Source organism: Rhizobium sp. P1_B8, from assembly GCF_056406515.1.
On record NZ_JBFTZZ010000039.1, the window covers coordinates 38,342 to 58,827 of the forward strand.

A 20,486-nucleotide genomic window follows, 5' to 3' on the forward strand; every position below is an offset into this window, starting at 1 on the left:
TGTTCAGCCTTCGGCGACTCGCGGTACCGGCGGTGGGGCCGGTTCGTCGATGATGATCTGCGGCCCCGTTTCGCTCTTGTCGGCGCTGCGGGCCTCGTGGATCCATTCACGCCAGATGGCGACGATCAGCGCCATCAGCACCGGGCCGATGAAGAGGCCGAGGAAACCCATCGTTTTGACACCGCCGACGAGGCCGAAGAAGGTCGGCAGGAAGGGCAGCTTGATCGGACCGCCGACGAGTTTCGGCCGCAGGGTCTTGTCGACGATGAACAATTCAACCGTACCCCAGACGAAGAGACCGATGCCGGCGACATGCGAGCCGCTCGCCAGCAGATAGATGGAGACCAGCGTGAAGGAGAGCGGCGCACCGCCCGGTATCAGCGCCATCACGCCCGTCAGAACGCCGAGCGTCACCGGCGAGGGCACGCCGGCAATCCAGTAGGCAAGGCCGAGCACAATGCCTTCGCCGATCGCGATCAACGTCATGCCCATGACGGTGGAGCTGATCGTCGCCGGCACGACGCGGGAAATGCGCTCCCAGCGGTTCGGCAGGATACGCTCGCCCAGCATGTCGATCTGCTTGGAGAAGGAGAAACCGTCGCGATAGACGAAGAATAGCGCGATCAGCATGAAGAGCAGCGTCAGCAGCAGGTGGAAGGCGCCGCCGCCGGCCGCAAGCACGGCACGATAGATGTTGCCGATATTGGCGCCGCTGACTGCCTGGATGACTTCGCCCAAGGCGCCGGGACTGCCGATATATTTTGTCCAGACTTCATCGAGGTAGGCGCCGGCCCAAGGCAGCGCGACGATCCAGTCGGGTGTCGGGGCGCCGGCGCGGTTGGCGTGGATTGCCCAGGTGACCCAGGTGCGTACTTCGCCGGTCGTATAGGTCACAGCAAGCCCGATCGGGATGACCAGGAAAGTGATGATCATGATGATGGCGATGGTCGCGGCGATCGTCGTATTGCCGCCGACGCGGGCAAGAAGCTTGCGGTAGAGCGGCCAGCTGGCAAAGCCGATGACGAGGGCTGCGAGCACCGGCACGAGGAAGCCGTAGAAGAAATAGACGCCGGCAGCGACGACCAGGACCAGCAGCCAGCGCGCCGCCGAAATGGAGGGAATCAGCGGCGTGCGCGTCTGCGCCGATGATCCGAGCCATCGCGGCTCATGATTGCTTTTCTGACGGTCGAACACACCCACGCGCGCCTCTTCTTTTTCTTGTACTCTGGTTATGGGCCATCAACCCGGCGGTTTCAAGGTCCGCACCATGAAAGCGTATACAAAGCGTCGCTATTCGAGGCTCAGACCCGGGCGTCTTACTGCTGCGGGCGGCGCAGAATCTTGAAGGCGTAGAATTGCGTCTTCTGGCTGGTCGAGAAATTGTTGTCGGAGCCGAGAATGAGGACGTCGGTGCCGTCCTTGGCCTTCCCCAGCGACATGGCCTCGATATTGTCGGGAACAAGGCCGATCGCCCTCAAATCAAGGACCTGGCTCTTCCGGGCGGGAACGACACGCTGGTCGTTTTTGGCGAGGGACGCGATGGCGGATACATCGGTGGCATCAGTCAGATCCATCATCATGATCTTGATGCTGTTGCCGAAGCCCTGGGCATAACTCCGCTCGACGGCGAGCAGGCGGTGATCGTCGAGGGCAAGCATCTCCGACATGCCGTTGTCGTTGCCGCCGTCGGCCTTGGTGGCGGCCTGCGGGATCGGCGAGACCGGATAGACGTACTCGGCCTTCGGCTCGCCGGTAGCGCCGTCGTAGCGGACGATGCGCGACAGGCTGCCTGACGTCAGCGAAGGGTTCGGGCCGTCCTGATAGAGGGCGGCTTCGACACCGAGGAAAACATCGCCGGAGGGCGCGACGGCGAGATCTTCGAAGGCGAGGTTGTCGCGGATACCGGTCGACTTGTCCGCGGTCGGCGCAAAGCCCTCCGGCAGCTTGAATTCGCGGACGAAGGAGCCGTCCGGCGAAGCGACACGGACGAAGGGCGCAAGCAGCGCCTTGCCGTCGCCTTCACTGCCCCAATAGATGCCGTCCTTGCCGAGGCGGATCGATTCCGGATCGACGGTCCTGGCGGCGAAGGGTGCGCCGTTCTTGTCCTTCAGGGTGACCTGCTTGACGACGGAAACACCCTTGAGGCCGGACGCGTCGACATCGACGTCGAGTTCATAGAAGCGGGCTGGGCCTCTTTCCGAGCGGTCGTCGCTGATGGCGAGATAGTGACCGGTGGCGGCATCGAAATCGAGGCCGGAAATGCCGCCGAATTCGACGCCGTTTTCCATGTGGCCCGTGGGGATGACGAATTCACCGAGATAGGAGAGCGAAATGCCGGCGGCGCAATCACCGAAGGGGCAGGCGGTCTCGAAGGTGGCGCCGATATCGGTGGCGCTGACGGTGCTGGACAGGAGAACAAAAGCGGCAGCCGCGAGAAAACGCTTGGTCATGACAAATATCCGGCAAGGGGTTTGAAAACGGTTCGAATCGGCGCTGCCGCTCCCTCAAGGGGAAAGCGCGCCGACCGCTTCATGCGCCGGTTGTTTGACGGAGTTGTTACGGTTCTTCGTCAGTTCCGTGAAATCGTCGATGCTAAAATGCGTGGCGACGCATTAAATATCGAGGTTCTCGGCGAAGGCCGCGCGATCTTGGATGAAGCGGAAGCGGGCTTCCGGTTTGGTGCCCATCAGATCGTCGACAGCGCTGCGGGTGCCTTCGAAATCCACCTCATCGATCAGCACCTTGAGCAGGGTGCGCTTGGACGGATCCATGGTGGTTTCCTTGAGCTGGGCGGGCATCATCTCGCCGAGACCTTTGAAACGGCTGATCTCGACCTTGGCCTTGCCCTTGAACTCCGTCTGCATCAGCTCGGCGCGATGATTGTCGTCGCGGGCATAGGCAGATTTCGACCCTTGGGTGATCTTGTAAAGCGGCGGCACGGCGAGGAAGAGATGGCCGCCACGCACCAGCTCCGGCATCTCCTGATAGAAGAAGGTGATGAGCAGCGAGGCGATATGGGCGCCGTCGACGTCCGCATCGGTCATGACGATGATGCGCTCGTAGCGCAGATCTTCGTCGCGGTATTTCGAGCGCGTGCCACAGCCGAGCGCCTGGATGAGATCGGCGAGCTGCTGGTTGGCGCCGAGTTTTTCGCGGCCGGCGCTGGCAACGTTGAGGATCTTGCCGCGCAGCGGCAGAATGGCCTGGTTGGCGCGGTTGCGCGCCTGCTTGGCCGAACCACCTGCCGAATCGCCTTCGACGATGAAGAGTTCGGCGCCTTCCGCGGTGTTCTGCGAACAATCGGCAAGTTTGCCGGGCAGGCGCAGTTTGCGCACCGCCGTCTTGCGGTTGACTTCCTTTTCCTTGCGGCGGCGCAGGCGCTCCTCGGCGCGCTCGATCACCCAGTCGAGCAGCTTCGCCGACTCGTTCGGATTGTCCGCAAGGTAATGGTCGAAGGGATCGCGCAACGCGTTCTCGACGATGCGCTGGGCCTCGACGGTCGCAAGCTTGTCCTTGGTCTGGCCGACGAATTCCGGCTCGCGGATGAAGACAGACAGCATGCCGACGGCCGAGATCATCACGTCGTCGGTGGTGATCTGAGCGGCACGCTTGTTCTGCGTCAGTTCGGCATAGGCTTTCAGGCCCTTGGTCAGCGCGATGCGGAGCCCCGCCTCATGTGTGCCGCCTTCGGGGGTCGGGATGGTGTTGCAATAGGAATGTACCTGCGGATCGCCGCCATACCAGGTGATCGCCCATTCCATCGAGCCATGGCCGCTGGTCTTCTCAGTCTTGCCGGCAAAGATCTCGCGGGTGACGGTGAACTCCTTGCCCATCGTCGCCTGGAGATAGTCCTTCAGGCCGCCGGGGAAGTGGAAGACGGCCTTGTCAGGGACCTCGGAGCCTTCGGGCAGCACGCCCGCCTCGCAGCTCCAGCGGATTTCGACGCCGCCGAAGAGATAGGCTTTCGAGCGCGCCATGCGGAAGACGCGGGCGGCATCGAACTTCATGTGCTCCCCAAAGATCTGGGGGTCTGGATGGAAGCGCACCCGGGTGCCGCGGCGATTGTGGACGTCGCCCAACTCTTCGAGCCCGCCCTGCGGCAGGCCGCGGGAGAAGCGCTGGCGGTAGAGCTTGCGGTTTCGCGCTACCTCGACCTCGAGGTCGTCGGAGAGCGCGTTGACGACCGAAACGCCGACGCCGTGCAGGCCGCCCGAGGTCTCGTAGGCCTTGCCGTCGAATTTGCCGCCGGCATGCAGCTTGGTCATGATGACTTCGAGCGTCGACTTGCCCGGCACCTGCGGATGGTTCTCGACCGGGATGCCGCGGCCGTTGTCGGAGACGGTGAGATAACCCTCGAGGTCGAGATAAACCTCGATGAAATTGGCGTGCCCGGCGACCGCCTCATCCATCGCATTGTCGATGACTTCGGCAAACAGATGGTGCAGCGCCTTTTCATCGGTGCCGCCGATATACATGCCCGGGCGCATGCGCACCGGCTCGAGGCCTTCGAGGACGCGGATCGACGAGGCGCCGTAGTCATCGGAGTTCGACGCGGCGGGCGCCGGGCGCGCGGAGGCTCCGGCAGGAGGTGCTGCGGCGGCGGCGGGCGCAGCCGTCACCGGCGGCCGCTCGGCCGGAGCGGCAGGCTTCTGCGCCTCCTCGCGTTTTTCAGAGAGGGGCATTCCGGAAAAGAGGTCGTTGCTATCGTCCATGGAGCCGTTCAGATCTTCATCCTGTCTTGGGCGGGCATCCGCCGCCGACCCAAAATCACCGCATTTCATGCCACGTTTGCGAATCAGACAGATTTTGCCAGAAAGCACCTCTATACGCGACACCGCCAGTTTTGGCGGGCTTTTCCCAAATGATTTGCGTTGCCGGGCGCGGAATGGCAAGCGGCGGCAGGCTTCAGGAACCATCCGAATGCGAATGTCCACAAGTCATTGCACCATCATCACCGCAATTGCGGCGTTTTTCTTGTCTGCGGCCATGCTATCCGCTGGTGGCCCGGCACAGGCAGCCGATGTGCTGGCGCCTTTCAAGGACGATCTGTTTTCGAAGCAGACCGTGCTGCAGACAGGCGATGATGGCGCCTTCGAGGCCATCGACTATGACGAGATGCGTGATATCAACGGCCGCGACCAGATCCCGCAAAAGCGGGTGCAGCAGAAATATGTGGCGCTCGGCATCCGCAAGGCCCAGGCGGACGAGACGCTGTCTCTCGACGGCATCAAGCTCGATGTCACCAGGGTGGGACCGGCTCAGAGTGCCGCTTTCACGGTGATTTTCATCCATGGGCGCGACGGTGACCGGCGGCTCGGCGCCAACGATTACAGCTTCGGCGGCAATTTCAACCGGCTGAAGAACCTCGTCGCCGGCAATGGCGGCGTTTATTATTCGCCGACCGTGAGGAGCTTCGACAGCAGCGGCGTCGCGGCGATCGCCGGCCTGATCCGCTATGCCAACGCGCAATCGCCCGGCCGACCGATCATCCTTTCCTGCGCCTCGATGGGCAGCCAAGTCTGCTGGGGCATTGCGCGCGACAGCGACAGTGTCAAGCGGCTGAAGGGCATGCTGATCATGAGCGGAGTCACCGATCCGGATTTCATCAAGAGCGCCTTCTATAGGGCGAAGCTGCCGCTCTGGTTCGCCCATGGCAGCCGCGACCCGGTCTATGCCGCCTCCGAACAACAGGCGCTGTTCGAAAGCCTGCACAAGGCAAAATATCCGGCGCGTTTCACGCTGTTTCAGACCGGAAATCACGGGACGCCGATCCGGATGATCGACTGGCGTGGGGTGTTGAACTGGATTCTTGCCGGCTAGCGTATCGGTCGGAAAATCGGAGACTATTTTTGGAAAGCACGATGCAGGAATTCAGAATGCTACCTTTGCGTGTCTTAAAAGACGCGCGGCGCTGTAGCAGTCGATATTCGGCAGAAATATGCTCCAGATCGCAGAGATTCCCCTTACGTCAAGGGCATGATGCTTTTCTTTGCTGCAGGCTTTTGATATTGCCCAAGGCATAAGCAGATTGTGGAAGGCCAGCATGACACCTGACGTGCGCCCGCTTGTGGCGGGAAACTGGAAAATGAATGGCATGCGTGCCTCCCTGGATCAGATCAAAGCGATCGCCGAGGGTGTTCGCCCGCCGCTGGCCGACAAGGTCCAAGCGCTGATCTGCCCGCCGGCGACTCTTCTCTACGTGGCGACGGCGCTTTGCACCGACAGCCCGCTGGCGATCGGCGCTCAGGACTGCCATCAGAACCCGTCTGGTGCACATACCGGCGACATCTCGGCCGAGATGATTGCCGATTGTTTCGGCACCTATGTCATCGTCGGTCACTCCGAGCGGCGCACCGACCATGCCGAAACCGACCATCTGGTTCGCGCCAAGGCGGAGGCGGCCTTCGCCGCAGAGCTGACGGCGATCATCTGCATCGGCGAGACGGCGGATGAACGCCGGACAGGCCAGGCGCTCGACGTCATCAAACGCCAGCTTTCCGCCTCCGTTCCCGATGGCGCGACGGCCGAAAATACCGTCATCGCCTACGAACCGATCTGGGCGATCGGCACCGGTGCGACGCCGACATCAGGTGATGTCGAAAAGGCGCATGCCTTCATGCGGGCAGAACTTGTAGCCCGCTTCGGCGATGAGGGCCGCAAGATGCGTCTTCTCTACGGCGGCTCGGTCAAGCCGGCCAATGCCCATGAGCTGATGGGCATCGCCAATGTCGACGGCGCGCTGATCGGCGGAGCGAGCTTGAAAGCGGCCGACTTCCTCGCCATCTACCGGGCCTATGAGGCGCTGCTCGCCTGAGGCATTGTTTATTCCTGGGTTTATTCGTTTATCCCAGGGCATATTCCGGCCCGAAGGGCTTGGAATAGATGAAAGCCTCATGTAAAGAGCCGCCAGAATTCTTATTTATGTCCGTCTCCAGGCGGGCAGGACTGGACCCATGCAGACAGTATTGATTGTCATCCATCTTATGATCGTGCTCGCCCTTGTTGGCGTCGTGCTCATCCAGCGCTCTGAAGGCGGCGGCCTCGGTATTGGCGGCGGTTCGGGCTTCATGTCGGCCCGCGGCACGGCCAATGCGCTGACGCGCACCACCGCGATCCTTGCGACTCTGTTCTTCCTGACCTCGCTCGGCCTCGGCATATTGACGCGTTACGAGGGCCGTCCGAGCGATATTCTCGACCGCATTCCGGCAACAGGCGGCCAGGGCAACGGCATTCTCGATTCGCTCGGCGGCGCGCAGGCTCCGGCAAATCAGCCGGCCGGCAACGGCGTTCCGAGCAGCGGGGCAGCGGCGCCCGCACCGCAGGCTCCCGCCACTCAAGCTCCGGCAACTGCGGCTCCGGCAACTCAGGCCCCTGCGGCCACCGCACCTGCTACGACTGCCCCGGCGACGACGGCTCCGGCAACGCCCGCAACTCCGGCCGCGCCGGCACCGGCCCAGCCTTCCGGCGTCCCGACGGGACAGTAAGCCGGTCTTCGACATAAACCGCCGGCAGGCCCTAGGGTCTGCCGGTTTTCTTTTGTTCAGATTCCCACGCCACGCTCCGAAAGTTCCGGAAAAGAATTTTTGGGCTGGTGGAATCGTTTTTGAAAAGGTATCCGGTGAATCCCATGGCGCGATACGTATTCATCACTGGCGGCGTGGTTTCCTCTCTCGGAAAAGGAATTGCGGCCGCGGCTCTCGGAGCGTTGCTGCAGGCCCGTGGATATCGGGTTCGGCTTCGCAAGCTCGACCCCTATCTGAACGTGGACCCGGGCACGATGAGCCCGACCCAGCACGGCGAGGTCTTCGTCACCGACGACGGCGCGGAAACCGATCTCGATCTCGGTCACTATGAACGCTTCACGGGGCGTTCGGCGACCAAGACCGACAACATCACCACTGGTCGCATCTACAAGAACATCATCGACAAGGAACGGCGCGGCGACTATCTCGGCGCGACGGTGCAGGTCATTCCGCACGTCACCAACGAGATCAAGGATTTCGTTGTCGAGGGCAATGACGACTACGATTTCGTCATTTGCGAGATCGGCGGCACGGTCGGCGACATCGAGGCGATGCCGTTCATGGAGGCGATCCGCCAGCTCGGCAACGACCTGCCGCGCGGCACCGCCGTCTACGTCCACCTGACGCTGATGCCCTATATTCCGGCGGCCGGCGAGCTCAAGACCAAGCCGACGCAGCATTCGGTCAAGGAACTGCAGGCACTCGGCATTCATCCCGATATCCTGCTGGTGCGCGCCGACCGCGAAATTCCGGAAGCCGAACGCCGCAAGCTCTCGCTGTTCTGCAACGTTCGCCCGTCCGCCGTTATCCAGGCGCTCGACGTCGCCAACATCTACGATGTGCCGATAGCCTACCACAAGGAAGGTCTGGACGACGAAGTCCTTGCCGCCTTCGGCATCGAGCCGGCGCCGAAGCCACGGCTCGACCAGTGGGAAGAGGTCTGCAATCGCATCCGCACGCCGGAGGGCGAGGTGACGATCGCGATCGTCGGCAAATATACCGGCCTCAAGGACGCCTATAAGTCGCTGATCGAGGCTCTGCATCACGGCGGCATCGCCAATCGCGTCAAGGTCAACCTCGAATGGATCGAATCCGAGGTCTTCGAAAAGGAAGACCCGGCGCCCTATCTCGAAAAAGTGCATGGCATCCTCGTGCCCGGCGGCTTCGGTGAACGCGGTTCGGAAGGCAAGATCCACGCTGCCCGCTTTGCTCGCGAGCGCAAGGTGCCGTATTTCGGCATCTGCTTCGGCATGCAGATGGCGGTCATCGAGGCGGCGCGCAATCTCGCCGACGTGGCTGGTGCCTCCTCGACAGAATTCGGCGCGACGAAAGAACCCGTGGTCGGCCTGATGACCGAATGGGTCAAGGGCAACGAATTGCAGAAGCGCACGGCAGCCGGGGATCTCGGCGGCACGATGCGCCTCGGCGCCTACAAGGCGGCGCTGAAGAAGGGCACGAAGATCTCGGATATCTACGGTTCCACCGATATTTCCGAGCGTCACCGCCACCGCTACGAGGTCAATGTCGACTACAAGGATCGGCTCGAAAACTGCGGTCTCGTCTTCTCCGGCATGTCGCCGGACGGCGTGCTGCCGGAGACGATCGAATATCCCGACCATCCCTGGTTCATCGGCGTGCAGTACCACCCGGAACTGAAGAGCCGGCCTCTCGATCCGCATCCGCTGTTTGCGAGCTTCATCGAAGCGGCGACGGAACAGAGCCGTCTCGTCTGACGAATGCCACCACCAGATCGCGCGCTTTCAAGCGCGATCTGGATCACATCCGTGCTCGCGCTATCTTGCCGGCATGACCACTCCACGCAGCACGACCGTCTCACGCTTCATCGCAGTATCGCGCGAGCGCATCTACCGTGCCTTCCTCGACGCAGATGCCGTCGCCACCTGGCTTCCGCCCGGTTCGATGAAGGGCATCGTTCATGCCTTCGAGGGCAGGGAAGGCGGCGCCTTCAGCATGTCGCTCGTCTATCCCGATGACGAGACATCGCAGCCGGGCAAGACCTCCGACAAGACCGACAAGTTCGAAGGCCGCTTTGCCAAGCTCGTGCCTGACGAAAACATCGTCTGGGCTACGGTCTTCGATTCCGAGGATGAAGGTTTTTCCGGCGAGATGACGGTCAGCACGACACTGGCGTCTGCGGACGGCGGCACCGATGTGACGATGGTCTGCGACAACATCCCCTCCGGCATTCGCCTCGAAGACAATGAGGAAGGTTGCCGTTTGACGCTCGACAACCTCGCCGCCTTCGTCGGCGGTTAATGATCGGCGGCAGAAAGATGCTCTGCCGCCGAATTCAACTTTCAGGCAGCGGCCGGTAGTGGCCCGATATAGACCGAACGTGGGCGGATCAGCCGGCCGTTGAGCGCCTGCTCACGCGCGTGCGCCAGCCATCCGACGGTGCGGCCGATCGCGAAGACACCGGTGAAGGCCTCACGGGGAAAGCCGAGCGTTTCGAGCAGCAGCGCGGTATAAAATTCGACATTGACCTCAAGCGGCCGGTTCGGCTTGCGCGCTTTCAGGATCGCCAATGCAGCGACCTCCACGGCTTCCGCCAGCGCGCCGCGGGCGCTGTTTACCTGTCCGGTTGATATCAGCGGCTTCAGCGCGCCCTTCAGCGCATCGGCGCGCGGATCGCGGACGCGATAGATGCGGTGGCCGAAGCCCATCAGCCTTTCGCCGCGATCAAGCGCTTCGCCGAGCCACGGGTAAGCATTCTCCGCCGTTCCGATCGCATCCAGCATGTCGAGCACGGGACCGGGCGCACCGCCATGCAGCGGCCCCTTCAGGGCGCTCAGCGCCGCCAGCACGGAAGAGGTGAGGCCAGCCTGAGTCGAGGCGATGACGCGCGACGCGAAGGTCGAGGCATTGAGGCCATGGTCAGATATCGTCACGAGATAGGCATCGAGTGCCGCCGTCTGCTCCCTGGTCGGCAATTTTCCGGTCAGCATGCGCAGGATATCGGCGGCCTGCGGCAGCGAGGCGTCTGGTGCGATCGGCTGTTCACCGCGTTGCAGGCGCAAAACCGCCGGCAGAAAGACGGCAGGCGCCGCCAGAAGGTTGAGCGCGGTATCGAAATCTTCGCCGTCAGGCAGCCGGGCGATCAGCGCCCGCATCGCATCGACCGGAGGCAGGGTGAGCAAAGAGGCATCGGCGGCCTTGATGTGGTCGAACACCCCAGTTCGCGCCTGCGCCAGCCAGTCGCGCAATTCCACTTCATTGAAGCTTCGCTCCATCAACCCGTCCAGCAACAGGGCTGCGACGCCTTCATAGGTGCCGTCTGCGACCAGATGATCCAGCGCTACGCCGCGGATGATCAGTCGTCCCGCTTCGCCATCGACATCCGAGAGCTGCGTTTCGGCGGCAATGACGTCTTCCAAGCCATTTTTCATGTTGTTTTCTCCTTTACGATCGGGATGATCCAACCTAGTCTCATTGACGTCAATCTTGACGTAATTGATCAATGTGAGGCTCCAATGTCGTGGCTGACTGCCGAGGAGGCGTTGCGGGCGCTGAAGACCAAGCCGCAGACGCTCTACGCCAATGTCAGTCGCGGGCGCATCCGTGCCAAGCCCGATCCCACCGACCCGCGCCGCAGCCTCTACCAGGCTTCCGACGTACAGCGGCTTGCCGAACGCCATGCCGGCCGCCGCAAGACCGAAACGGTCGCCGCCGAGGCGATCCGCTGGGGCGATCCGGTTCTCTCCTCGGCAATTTCCACCATCATCGGCGGACGGCTTTTCTATCGCGGAAAGGATGCCGCCGATTTCGCTGAAGTCGCGACGCTGGAGCAGACGGCGGCACTGCTCTGGAACGGCGCGGAAACACTTTCCTCCGGCAGCGGGACCGGACATGCCTCTCCGTCGCTTCAGGTTGCTTTCCTGGCACTGGCAGGGCGGGTAACGTCGGACCTGCCATCGCTCGGCCGCTCGCAGGCAGCACTTCGCCGCGAAGCAAGTGGCGTTCTCCGCACCGTCGCCGATGCGCTGGCGCCAGGACCTTCCGACCGGCCGCTGCATTTGCGGCTTGCGGCAAGCTGGCAGAGGCCGGACGCTGCCGATTGCCTGCGTCGCGCGCTGGTGCTGCTTGCCGATCACGAACTCAACGCCTCGACCTTTGCGGCGCGGGTCACGGCATCGGCGGGTGCAGCCCTTTCGGCCGTCGTGCTGTCCGGTCTGGCGACGCTGACAGGGCCGTTGCATGGCGCCGCGTGGCAGGGCGTCGACGCCTTGATCGAGAACGCTTCCGCCCTCGGGGCGGAGCAGGCGATCCGCCGCACGCTCGCCCAAGGCAATCGCCTGTCGGCCTTCGGTCATCCGCTCTATCCCGACGGCGATGTCAGGGCTCTGGCGCTGCTTTCGCACTTTGACTTGCCGCCGCAATTTGCCGAGATCCGGGAAACCGGCGAAGAGATGGTCGGCGAGAAGGTCAACGTCGATTTCGCGCTTGCCGCAATGGCCGCCGCCTTCGACCTCCCGAGGGAGGCGCCGATCATCATCTTCTCGCTTGCCCGTTCCGCCGGTTGGCTTGCACATGCGATGGAGCAGATCGACAGCGGTGAATTGATCCGGCCGCGGGCGCGTTATGCCGGACCCGTGCTTGAAACGGATAGTAGAACGTAAGAATTCCGCCGGCGATTGCGCCGGTTTACTTTTTTTGCCTAGGGAAATATTTGAATTCGTCTATCATCCCTCACATGGAAGAAGACGGTTGGCGGGCGCTTTCGAAAAGAGCTGTTCCGCATGGTCAAGGGGACTTTCCATGAATACGACGCTTCGCAGCCTGCTTGCCGCCGCACTCGTTCTCGGCCTCATTCCGCATGGGGCGGCCTTTGCGCAGTCTGCCGGCTGCACTGTATCGCGTGATGCCGGCGCCCGCCAGGTGCTCAGTTGTCCAGGCGGCGTCACGGTAACGGCGGAGGCCGACGCCGCCTACAGCCTCGTCGACCGCAACCGCGACGGCAGCCCTGATTCGGCATCGCTGCGGCGCAAGGCCATTCTCGTCGATGTCGACAGCAACCAGCACGCCGGTGGTTTTCAGGTCGTGACGCCGCAGGCGATCGCTGCCGTGCGCGGTACGCAATGGGCTGTCGATGTCGCTGGCGGCAAGACCTCGGTGCTGGTCGTCAGAGGCAGTGTCGCGGTCCGCCGGCCGGCCGGCGCGGCGCCGCTGGCCGGCGCCACGCGCCGCCGCCCTTCTTGCCCGCCTCGGCCAATAAATCCCATGAACCATCGTCTGCTGGCCGTGATCGCGCTGCTGCTCGCCGGTCTTTGGGCGACTGCGCTCGGCTATACCCATCTCAATGCCGGAAACGGCCTTCTCGACCGGATAGAGGCCTCGCTTGCCGATATCCGCAGCGCCATCGTCGGCGCGAAAACACCGCCGCCCGTCGTCTCGATCGTTGCGATAGATGACCGCACCGCTAGGGCGCACGGTTATCCGCTCGATCGGGCGACACTTGCGCGCCTCGCCGAGGCGATCACCGCGTTGAAGCCGAAGGCTTTGGCGATCGACATTCTGCTCGTCGATCCGGGGCCGGAGGCGGGTGATGCGGCGCTGACTGCTGCCCTTCGCCAGGGGCCGAGCGTGATTGCGGCTGCTGCCACTTTCGCGCAAAGCAGCCAGCGGGTCACGGATGCGGCAGGCGATCCGCTGGCCGCCATCCCTGAGGCAAACCAGCTGCTCTTGCCGCTTCCGCGCTTTGCCGAGGCAGCGGCGGTCGGCATCGTCAATGTCGCAACCGACCAGACCGGCACGCCGCGCTTCATTCCGCTGATCTCGCGTTCCGCAGACCGGCTGGATCCGGCTTTTCCGCTGCGTGTCGCGTCGGTGGCGCTCGGCGTCGACCCCACCATCGAACCCGATGCCATCATGCTCGGAAAGCTGCGTATTCCCACCGATATCGGCCAGCGCCTGCCGGTGACTTTTTATGGCGGGCATGGCAGCATCGCCACCTTCAGCGCCGCCGATGCGCTGGATGGCAAGCTTTCGGCGGATGCGATCACTGATCGCATCGTCGTTATCGGTTCGACGGTGACTGGCGGCGGCGACGTCTTTCCGACGCCGTTCGATCCCGTCATGCCGGGCGTCGAGGTGATGTCGACCGCGATCACCCATCTCGTCACCGGCGACGGCATGGTGCGCGACCGTAGGATAAGGCTGATCGATGCCGGCGTTGCCGTCGGTCTGACGCTCGTGCTCGTTTCGCTGATTGCCTGGCGCCGCAGTGCGGCAGGCTACATCATCATCGTGCTGACGCTGATTGTCTGGGCGATGATCAATCTGTCGGCTTTTGCGCATGGCTACTGGTTGAGTGCGGCGCTGCCGATCGCCGCAGCGCTGCCGCCGGCGCTGATCTACGGGGCGGCCGAGCTCTGGCTCGACCGCGGCCGCGCCCGCCATTTCGCCGAGCAGAGCGCGCTCCTGCAGCGCATCGAGGCGCCCGGCCTCGGCGAGTGGCTGGCGCGCGATCCGAATTTCCTTGCTGCGCCGGTGCGCCAGAACGCCGCCGTCATCTTCATTGATCTCTCGGGTTTCACCGGCCTCAGCGAAAATGTCGGGCCAGTGGCGGTCAGCGAGATGCTGAGCGGCTTCTTCGAACTGGTCGACGAGGAGGCGCGCGCCCATGGCGGCGCCATCACCAGCTTCATGGGCGACGGGGCGATGATCCTGTTCGGCCTACCGGAGCCGGCCGATGACGATGCCGCCCGCGCCGCTGCCTGCGCGGTCAGCCTGTGCGAGCGCACACGGGCCTGGCTTCAAGCGCATGCGGGCTTTGCCCCGAAGAAGATCGGCTTCAAGGTCGGCGCCCATTGCGGCCCGATCGTCGCCTCGCGATTAGGCACCGGCGACCGGCAACAGATCACGGCGGCGGGAGACACCATCAATGTCGGCAGCCGGCTGATGGAGGTGGCCGCCCGCCATGGTGTCGAACTGGCGCTGAGCGCCGAAATCGTCCGCGCTGCCGGCTCCGATAGTGTGCTCACGCAGTCCGGCCGCATGGAGGGACCGTTGGAAACGGCGCTGCGCGGCCGGGCAAGCCGCATCGACGTCTGGCTGTGGCGTAGCCGTACGCTTTGACAATCGCCGCGGGAGCGGCTAGGAACGGCGCAAATACCCCGCCGGCTGGCTCCGGCCATGGCGCAGCAACGCGCCTGACAGCTCCGAAAGATCGAATCCATGACAGAATTTAACGGCGTCGTCCCGGCGATCGCCAAGGCGTTGCAGAAGCGCGGTTACGCCGAACTCACCCCGGTGCAGAAGGCGATGCTCGATCCGGCGCTTGCCGCTTCCGACGCGCTGGTCTCGGCCCAGACAGGTTCCGGCAAGACCGTCGCCTTCGGCTTGGCGCTGGCGCCGACGCTGCTCGAAGGCAGGGAGCGCTTCGGCAATGCCGGCGCGCCGCTCGCCATCGTTATCGCCCCGACGCGCGAACTTGCCCTGCAGGTCAAGCGTGAGCTCGAATGGCTCTTTGAGATGACTGGCGCGGTGATCGTCAGCTGCGTCGGCGGCATGGACATCCGCAGCGAGCGCCGCTCGCTCGAACGCGGCGCCCATATCGTCGTTGGCACGCCCGGCCGGCTCTGCGACCATATCCGCCGCAGGGCGCTCGACATGTCGGAACTGAAGGCTGCCGTGCTCGACGAGGCCGACGAGATGCTCGATCTCGGCTTCCGCGAGGATCTCGAATTCATCCTGGATGCGGCACCGGACGAACGCCGGACTCTGATGTTTTCAGCAACGGTGCCGGCGGCGATCGCCAAGCTTGCCAAGAGCTACCAGCGCGATGCCGTGCGCATCAGCACCGCGGCCGAGGAAAAGCAGCATATCGATATTGAATATCGCGCGCTCATGGTTGCCCCGAGCGACCGCGAGAATGCGATCATCAACGTGCTGCGCTATTACGAGGCGACCAACGCCATCGTCTTTTGCTCAACGCGCGCTGCCGTCAATCATCTGACCGCGCGGTTCAACAACCGCAATTTCGCCGTGGTGGCGCTGTCCGGCGAGCTGACGCAGAACGAACGCAGCCATGCGCTGCAGGCGATGCGCGACGGGCGCGCCCGGGTCTGCATCGCGACCGACGTCGCCGCCCGCGGCATCGACCTGCCGGGCCTCGATCTCGTCATCCACGCCGACCTGCCGACCAACCCGGAAACGCTGCTACACCGCAGCGGCCGTACCGGCCGGGCCGGACGCAAGGGCATCAGCGCCATGATCGTGCCGCTGAACGCACGGCGCAAGGCAGAGCGCCTGCTCGAGAATGCCGGTATTTCGGCTGCCTGGGCGCGACCGCCCTCGGCCGAGGAGGTGAGCGAACGCGACGACGAGCGGCTGCTCGCCGACCCGATCTTCAACGAAACGCCGCAGGAAGAAGAGCAGGGGCTGGTACAGCAGCTTCTTGCCAGCCACGGCGCCGAAAAGCTTGCCGCCGCCTTCCTGCGTCTTTACCGCACCAATCATTCGGCGCCGGAAGATCTCATCGAAGTTACCGTGCAGGACGAACGCAGCCGCAAGCGCCGCGACAATGCCGAGCCCTACGAGCCGGCGCAGAAGGGACCGCGCGAGGATTTCGGCGCTAGCGTCTGGTTCTCCGTCTCGGTCGGGCGCAAGCAGAATGCCGAGCCGCGCTGGCTCATCCCGATGCTCTGCCGCAACGGCAATGTGACGAAGCGCGAGATCGGCGCGATCAAGATGCAGCCTGAGGAGACCTTCGTGGAGATCGCTGCGGCGAGCGCCGAAAGCTTCCAGGCGGCGATCGGACCGAACAAGGCGCTCGAACGCGGCATCCGCGTGACCAGGCTTCCCGGCACGCCGGATTTTAGCCGGGCGCCGTCGCCGAAGCCTTATGCCGGCAGGCCATCCCGCGACGAGCGGCCGGACGATACGTTCCGCGGCGAGCGGCCGAAGAACAAGTTCGGCAAGGGTCCGGGCGGCGGATACGCCGCAGCCGACAATGCAGGCCAGGAGAGACAGGATAGCAAGCCCTGGAGCAAGAAGCCGGGCAAACCCGGCTTCGATGGCCCGAAGTCAGACAAGCCGAAATTCGACAAGCCGAAATTCGAAGGCGCCAAATATGACGGCAAAGGCGGCGCCGGGCCGAAGGGCAAGTTTTCGAAGAAGAGGCCCGGCTGATTTTGTCGCTGCAGCACCGCGCTGTAATGCTTTGAATTAATGCATAATTTGTCCTTAAAATCGTTTCCTATTTGAGGAATTATGCAGCAACCCTTCGCCGGTCTTGGCGGAGGGTTTTGGGTCGTATCCCTCAGCGAGGCAAGGATGATGGTGGAAACGGCAATCCTCAGCGTTCCGGTTTTCAGTACGCTCTGCAATGAGGCCTTCCGGCTGCGACGCGCAGTTTTCGTATATGAGCAGAAGGTTCCCGAAGCCGAGGAATTCGATGCCGACGATCTCAGCGCCCATCATCTCGTCGCTGTCACGGCGGGCGAGGTTTCCGGCACGCTGAGAGCCATTTACGCCGAGGAACATGTGAAGATCGGCCGGGTTGCGGTTGCTGGCCGATGGCGCGGCCGCGGCATTGCGGCTGATATGATCGGGCGTGCAATGGAACTGCATCGCGGCGCACGCGACAACCGCTTCTATCTCACAGCGCAGGCGGACAAGCTGCCGCTCTACGAGCGTTTTGGCTTCGTTGCCTATGGCACTGAATTCCTCGACGGTGGCATGCCGCATCTTGCCATGAAGAACTATTGAGCTTCGGTGGCGGCAGGAGCAGACGACGATGAAACGCCCGGGCATGCAGCAACCCGATCCGGTCGCCTTTATCAAAGCTAATCTGCCGATCTCACCCGTTCCGTCCATTCCCGAGATCCGGCTTCATACGGCAGGCCCCGCAAGCGGGCTCTGGCGGCTTGCAGGCCGCAGAGAAGCCGATCCGGCACCTTATTGGGCCTATCCCTGGGCCGGCGGCGCCGTGCTTGCCCGCTATCTGCTCGACCGGCCGGAAATAGTCGTGGGTCGCCGTGTCCTCGATCTCGGCGCCGGCTCGGGGCTCGTCGCCATCGCGGCGGCGAAGGCCGGAGCCGCCACGGTGACGGCGGTCGACATCGATGCCAATGCCATTGCCGCGATCGGCCTCAACGCGGCGATCAACGGCGTGGATATCATAGCCCGGGCCGCCGATATCATCGAGGATCCACCACCGGAGATAGACCTCCTCGTGGTCGGCGACCTGTTCTACGATCCCACGCTCGCCTTGCGGGTGATGGCCTTCCTGCGGCGTTGCGAGGCGAGCGGCATCGAGGTGCTGATCGGCGATCCCGAACGGGCCCACCTGCCGCGGGGCGAACTCCGCCGAATCGCCACCCATATAGTTGCGGATTTCGGTGGGGGCACCGGCGGTGCCGCGCCGGCGGGCGTTTTTGCGTTCTTCGGCAACGGCTGAAAGGCTGAGATTATGCCAAGAGATCCGGCCGCAACAGCATGACCGGGCAGGGCGCTCCGGCCGGCAGTTCCGGCGCATGCGGTGGGCGGATGACGAGGCAATCGGCTGCGGCGAAGACCTTCATCATCGAGGAATCCTGCTTGCCGAAAGGCTCGGCGAGCCAGGCGCCGGCAGCGGATTTCGAAAGTTTCGCCCTGATATAGTCCTGCCGGTGGTCATTGGCGCGCAGTGTGACGGCCGCCTCCACCGTTGCCTCGCGCCGCACTGGCGGCAGGGAGGCGAGCTTGCGGATCAGCGGCTCAAGGAAGAGCAGCGAACAGACGAGGCTAGAGACCGGATTGCCGGGCAGGCCGAGCACATGCGTCTCACCGAAGCTGCCGACCATCAGCGGTTTGCCGGGGCGCATGGCGATGCGCCAGAAATCGAGCTGCATGCCGGCCTCGATCAGCGTGGCCTGCACCAGATCATGGTCGCCGACCGAAGCGCCGCCGAGCGTGACGATCACATCGACCTTGGCGTCCCGCGCCGTGCCGATCGCCGCGGTGATCTTGGCCTTGTCATCAGGCACGATACCGAGATCGAGTACATCGGCGCCGGCTTTGCGGGCAAGGGCTGCAATACCAAACGTATTGGATGCGATGATCTGCGAAGGGCCGGGCGTGCTTCCGGGCGGCAGCAGTTCGTCGCCGGTTGCGAGGATGGCGATCAGCGGGCGCCGCAGCACCTCGACATCAGGCCGGTTCATGCCCGCAGCGACCGTCAGCCGCGAGAAATCGAGCACGGTGCCGGCCGACAATACGGCTTCGCCTTCGGCGAAATCCTGGCCGCGGGGACGCACGTGCTGGCCATGCCGCACAGGGAAATTGGTTCTGATGCCGCCCTCGATCTTCTCCGCATCCTCCTGCAGCAGGACGCTATCAGCGCCTGGCGGAACAGGCGCGCCGGTGAAGATACGGACGGCCTCTCCCTGGCTGACGCTTCCCTCGAAGCCGTGGCCGGCGGAAGACATGCCGATGACCGTCAGCACGGCGCCTGGCTCCGGCGCGTCTTCGCGGCGTAGCGCATAGCCATCCATGGCAGAGGCGTTGAAGGGCGGTTGGGTCAGGCGGGCCGTCAGCTCGACGGCCAGGACGCGGCCCTCAGCCTCGGCAAGCGGCAGCGTCTCGGACGCCGCAACGGGCTTTGCGCGAGAGAGCAAGCGGTTCAGAGCCTCGGCGACCGGAAGAAGGTTCATCTTGCCTCCGGATGACGGAAATCGCCGGATTTTCCGCCGGACTTTTCTAGAAGTCTGATGCCGCCGATCTCCATTGCCTTATCGGCCGCCTTGGCCATGTCGTAGATCGTCAGACAAGCGACAGAGACGGCGGTCAGCGCCTCCATCTCCACACCGGTCTTGCCGGTCAGCTTGGCGGTTGCCGTAACGCGCAGGCCGGGTAGGGCGGTATCTTCCTCGATCTCGACCGTGACCTTCGTCAGCATCAGCGGATGGCAGAGCGGGATGAGATCGGCGGTGCGTTTTGCCGCCATGATGCCGGCAAGGCGCGCCGTCCCGATCACATCGCCCTTCTTGGCATTGCCTTGGACGATGAGAGCGAGCGTTTCCGGCGCCATCTTCACATGGCCCTCGGCAGTGGCGATGCGCACCGTCTCGGCCTTATCGGAGACATCGACCATATGCGCCTCACCGGAGGCATCGATATGAGTGAGCCCTGGCTTTTGGCCGCTCATCATTCGGCCGCGATGGCGGCTTCGCCAAAGAGCAGCGCGCGGGTGGCGGCGGCTACGTCGTCCTTGCGCATCAGGCTCTCGCCGACGAGGAAGGTATTGATGTCGACGGCCTGCAGGCGCTTGCAATCCGCATGGGTAAAGATGCCGCTTTCGCCGACCAGCAGCCGGTCGTCCAGCACCATGGGGGCAAGCGTCTCGCTGACGCTCAGGCTGACTTCGAAGGTCCGCAGATTGCGGTTGTTGATGCCAATGAGCAGCGAGGAAAGCTTCAGGGCCCGCTCCATCTCCTCGGCGTCGTGGACCTCGACCAGCACGTCCATACCGAGGCCAAAGGCTTCGTCCTGCAGGCGTTCGGCCTCGTCGTCAGAAAGCGAAGCCATGATCAGCAGGATGCAATCGGCACCCCAGGCGCGGGCTTCCTGCACCTGATAGGTCTCGAACATGAAATCCTTGCGCAGCGCCGGCAGCGTGCAGGCAGCGCGAGCGGCCGTCAGAAATTCCGGCGCGCCCTGGAAACTCGGCCTGTCGGTCAGCACCGAAAGGCAGGCGGCACCGCCGGCCTCATAGGCGCTCGCCAGCGACGGCGGATCGAAATCCGGGCGAATGAGACCCTTCGACGGGCTCGCCTTCTTGATTTCGGCGATCAGGCCGAAGCGGCCGGCATCACGCTTGGCAACGAGCGCCTTGTGGAAGCCGCGCGGGGCGGACTGATCAGCCTGCATCGCCTTCAAGTCGGCAAGCGACACCGTCGCCTTGGCGGCGGCGATCTCCTCGCGCTTGTAGAGTTCGATCTTCTTCAGGATATCGGTCATCGG

General features: G+C 63.7%; 18 protein-coding genes and 1 pseudogene. 11 read left to right on the plus strand and 8 right to left on the minus strand.

All coding sequences use genetic code 11. The features are described 5' to 3' along the window. Window positions 1–3: 3 nt before the first annotated feature. From AC1D2N_RS32000 to parE, 3 genes are all read right to left on the minus strand, one after another. On the minus strand, window positions 4–1,200 hold the full coding sequence (locus AC1D2N_RS32000; RefSeq protein WP_018242106.1) for an AI-2E family transporter: 1,197 nt from the start codon (window positions 1,198–1,200) through the stop codon (window positions 4–6). Window positions 1,201–1,316: 116 nt separating this feature from the next. Further along, on the minus strand, window positions 1,317–2,450 hold the full coding sequence (locus tag AC1D2N_RS32005; RefSeq protein WP_130652438.1) for an esterase-like activity of phytase family protein: 1,134 nt from the start codon (window positions 2,448–2,450) through the stop codon (window positions 1,317–1,319). A gap of 162 nt (window positions 2,451–2,612) precedes the next feature. Then, window positions 2,613–4,712 carry a DNA topoisomerase IV subunit B gene (gene parE / locus AC1D2N_RS32010; protein WP_130652437.1) on the minus strand — a complete coding sequence of 700 codons (2,100 nt, stop codon included), beginning with the start codon at window positions 4,710–4,712 and terminating at the stop codon, window positions 2,613–2,615. A 208-nt stretch (window positions 4,713–4,920) separates the two neighbouring features. On the opposite strand from parE, the gene AC1D2N_RS32015 reads away from it, so the two are divergent. Further along, window positions 4,921–5,820, plus strand: a complete 900-nt coding sequence (locus tag AC1D2N_RS32015) for an alpha/beta hydrolase (protein WP_130652436.1) — start codon at window positions 4,921–4,923, stop codon at window positions 5,818–5,820. A gap of 51 nt (window positions 5,821–5,871) precedes the next feature. Here the strand turns inward: AC1D2N_RS32015 and AC1D2N_RS32020 are convergent, their stop codons facing one another. Continuing rightward, entirely contained in the window at window positions 5,872–6,096 is a 225-nt protein-coding gene (locus AC1D2N_RS32020) for a hypothetical protein (RefSeq protein WP_163925544.1), read from the minus strand. Here AC1D2N_RS32020 and tpiA point away from each other — a divergent pair. The 4 genes from tpiA to AC1D2N_RS32040 all read left to right on the plus strand — a co-directional run bounded on the left by tpiA (window position 6,044) and on the right by AC1D2N_RS32040 (window position 9,800). Next, a complete protein-coding gene (gene tpiA, locus AC1D2N_RS32025; protein WP_130652435.1) occupies window positions 6,044–6,814 on the plus strand; it encodes a triose-phosphate isomerase in 771 nt (256 codons plus the stop codon). The two genes, AC1D2N_RS32020 and tpiA, sit on opposite strands and share 53 nt — an antisense overlap. Before the next feature lie 139 nt (window positions 6,815–6,953). Next, window positions 6,954–7,484: a preprotein translocase subunit SecG gene (secG, locus tag AC1D2N_RS32030; RefSeq protein ID WP_026230510.1), complete on the plus strand. Its 531-nt coding sequence runs from the start codon at window positions 6,954–6,956 to the stop codon at window positions 7,482–7,484. Between the two features lie 143 nt (window positions 7,485–7,627). Beyond that, window positions 7,628–9,256: a CTP synthase gene (locus AC1D2N_RS32035; RefSeq protein ID WP_018445280.1), complete on the plus strand. Its 1,629-nt coding sequence runs from the start codon at window positions 7,628–7,630 to the stop codon at window positions 9,254–9,256. A gap of 73 nt (window positions 9,257–9,329) precedes the next feature. After that, the gene (locus AC1D2N_RS32040; RefSeq protein WP_018242099.1) at window positions 9,330–9,800 is read left to right on the plus strand and encodes an SRPBCC family protein; all 471 of its coding nucleotides are present in this window, start codon (window positions 9,330–9,332) and stop codon (window positions 9,798–9,800) included. 41 nt (window positions 9,801–9,841) lie between these two features. Here AC1D2N_RS32040 and AC1D2N_RS32045 read toward each other — a convergent pair whose 3' ends face one another. Beyond that, window positions 9,842–10,930, minus strand: coding sequence for a citrate synthase/methylcitrate synthase (locus AC1D2N_RS32045; RefSeq protein ID WP_130652434.1), 1,089 nt, complete (start codon window positions 10,928–10,930; stop codon window positions 9,842–9,844). Window positions 10,931–11,014: 84 nt separating this feature from the next. Between AC1D2N_RS32045 and AC1D2N_RS32050 the strand changes: the two genes are divergently transcribed. The 6 genes and pseudogenes from AC1D2N_RS32050 to AC1D2N_RS32075 all read left to right on the plus strand — a co-directional run bounded on the left by AC1D2N_RS32050 (window position 11,015) and on the right by AC1D2N_RS32075 (window position 17,943). Continuing rightward, window positions 11,015–12,160, plus strand: coding sequence for a citrate synthase (locus tag AC1D2N_RS32050; protein ID WP_130652433.1), 1,146 nt, complete (start codon window positions 11,015–11,017; stop codon window positions 12,158–12,160). 139 nt (window positions 12,161–12,299) lie between these two features. Beyond that, window positions 12,300–12,617 (plus strand): annotated as a pseudogene (locus AC1D2N_RS32055) (FecR family protein); the annotation flags it as partial. A 144-nt stretch (window positions 12,618–12,761) separates the two neighbouring features. Next, window positions 12,762–14,618: a CHASE2 domain-containing protein gene (locus AC1D2N_RS32060; protein WP_477982722.1), complete on the plus strand. Its 1,857-nt coding sequence runs from the start codon at window positions 12,762–12,764 to the stop codon at window positions 14,616–14,618. Window positions 14,619–14,717: 99 nt separating this feature from the next. Then, window positions 14,718–16,673 (plus strand): DEAD/DEAH box helicase, encoded by a 1,956-nt coding sequence (locus AC1D2N_RS32065; RefSeq protein ID WP_130652430.1) that lies wholly within the window; start codon window positions 14,718–14,720, stop codon window positions 16,671–16,673. A 144-nt stretch (window positions 16,674–16,817) separates the two neighbouring features. Further along, the gene (locus tag AC1D2N_RS32070) at window positions 16,818–17,252 is read left to right on the plus strand and encodes a GNAT family N-acetyltransferase (protein ID WP_080764150.1); all 435 of its coding nucleotides are present in this window, start codon (window positions 16,818–16,820) and stop codon (window positions 17,250–17,252) included. Between the two features lie 28 nt (window positions 17,253–17,280). Further along, window positions 17,281–17,943, plus strand: coding sequence for a class I SAM-dependent methyltransferase (locus AC1D2N_RS32075; RefSeq protein WP_130652429.1), 663 nt, complete (start codon window positions 17,281–17,283; stop codon window positions 17,941–17,943). A 10-nt stretch (window positions 17,944–17,953) separates the two neighbouring features. Here the strand turns inward: AC1D2N_RS32075 and AC1D2N_RS32080 are convergent, their stop codons facing one another. From AC1D2N_RS32080 to trpC, 3 genes are read right to left on the minus strand one after another with little or no spacing between them, the layout of a single operon-like run. Then, on the minus strand, window positions 17,954–19,177 hold the full coding sequence (locus tag AC1D2N_RS32080; protein WP_130652428.1) for a molybdopterin molybdotransferase MoeA: 1,224 nt from the start codon (window positions 19,175–19,177) through the stop codon (window positions 17,954–17,956). Further along, complete coding sequence (gene moaC, locus AC1D2N_RS32085) at window positions 19,174–19,671, minus strand: cyclic pyranopterin monophosphate synthase MoaC (protein ID WP_130652427.1); 498 nt, start codon at window positions 19,669–19,671, stop codon at window positions 19,174–19,176. Before moaC ends, AC1D2N_RS32080 begins: the two co-directional genes overlap by 4 nt. Next, the gene (trpC, locus tag AC1D2N_RS32090) at window positions 19,671–20,483 is read right to left on the minus strand and encodes an indole-3-glycerol phosphate synthase TrpC (RefSeq protein WP_130652426.1); all 813 of its coding nucleotides are present in this window, start codon (window positions 20,481–20,483) and stop codon (window positions 19,671–19,673) included. The genes moaC and trpC overlap by 1 nt, the downstream gene beginning before the upstream one ends. Between the last annotated feature and the right edge of the window lie 3 nt (window positions 20,484–20,486).

Coding starts and splice junctions, on each gene's coding strand:
- AC1D2N_RS32020 (WP_163925544.1), bottom strand. CDS start 6,096: ATGCCATTCATTTTCCAGTTTCCCGCCACAAGCGGGCGCACGTCAGGT.
- AC1D2N_RS32040 (WP_018242099.1), top strand. CDS start 9,330: ATGACCACTCCACGCAGCACGACCGTCTCACGCTTCATCGCAGTATCG.
- trpC (WP_130652426.1), bottom strand. CDS start 20,483: ATGACCGATATCCTGAAGAAGATCGAACTCTACAAGCGCGAGGAGATC.
- AC1D2N_RS32050 (WP_130652433.1), top strand. CDS start 11,015: ATGTCGTGGCTGACTGCCGAGGAGGCGTTGCGGGCGCTGAAGACCAAG.
- AC1D2N_RS32070 (WP_080764150.1), top strand. CDS start 16,818: ATGATGGTGGAAACGGCAATCCTCAGCGTTCCGGTTTTCAGTACGCTC.
- secG (WP_026230510.1), top strand. CDS start 6,954: ATGCAGACAGTATTGATTGTCATCCATCTTATGATCGTGCTCGCCCTT.
- AC1D2N_RS32015 (WP_130652436.1), top strand. CDS start 4,921: ATGCGAATGTCCACAAGTCATTGCACCATCATCACCGCAATTGCGGCG.
- AC1D2N_RS32075 (WP_130652429.1), top strand. CDS start 17,281: ATGAAACGCCCGGGCATGCAGCAACCCGATCCGGTCGCCTTTATCAAA.
- AC1D2N_RS32065 (WP_130652430.1), top strand. CDS start 14,718: ATGACAGAATTTAACGGCGTCGTCCCGGCGATCGCCAAGGCGTTGCAG.
- moaC (WP_130652427.1), bottom strand. CDS start 19,671: ATGAGCGGCCAAAAGCCAGGGCTCACTCATATCGATGCCTCCGGTGAG.
- AC1D2N_RS32035 (WP_018445280.1), top strand. CDS start 7,628: ATGGCGCGATACGTATTCATCACTGGCGGCGTGGTTTCCTCTCTCGGA.
- AC1D2N_RS32060 (WP_477982722.1), top strand. CDS start 12,762: ATGAACCATCGTCTGCTGGCCGTGATCGCGCTGCTGCTCGCCGGTCTT.
- AC1D2N_RS32045 (WP_130652434.1), bottom strand. CDS start 10,930: ATGAAAAATGGCTTGGAAGACGTCATTGCCGCCGAAACGCAGCTCTCG.
- AC1D2N_RS32005 (WP_130652438.1), bottom strand. CDS start 2,450: ATGACCAAGCGTTTTCTCGCGGCTGCCGCTTTTGTTCTCCTGTCCAGC.
- tpiA (WP_130652435.1), top strand. CDS start 6,044: ATGACACCTGACGTGCGCCCGCTTGTGGCGGGAAACTGGAAAATGAAT.
- parE (WP_130652437.1), bottom strand. CDS start 4,712: ATGGACGATAGCAACGACCTCTTTTCCGGAATGCCCCTCTCTGAAAAA.
- AC1D2N_RS32080 (WP_130652428.1), bottom strand. CDS start 19,177: ATGAACCTTCTTCCGGTCGCCGAGGCTCTGAACCGCTTGCTCTCTCGC.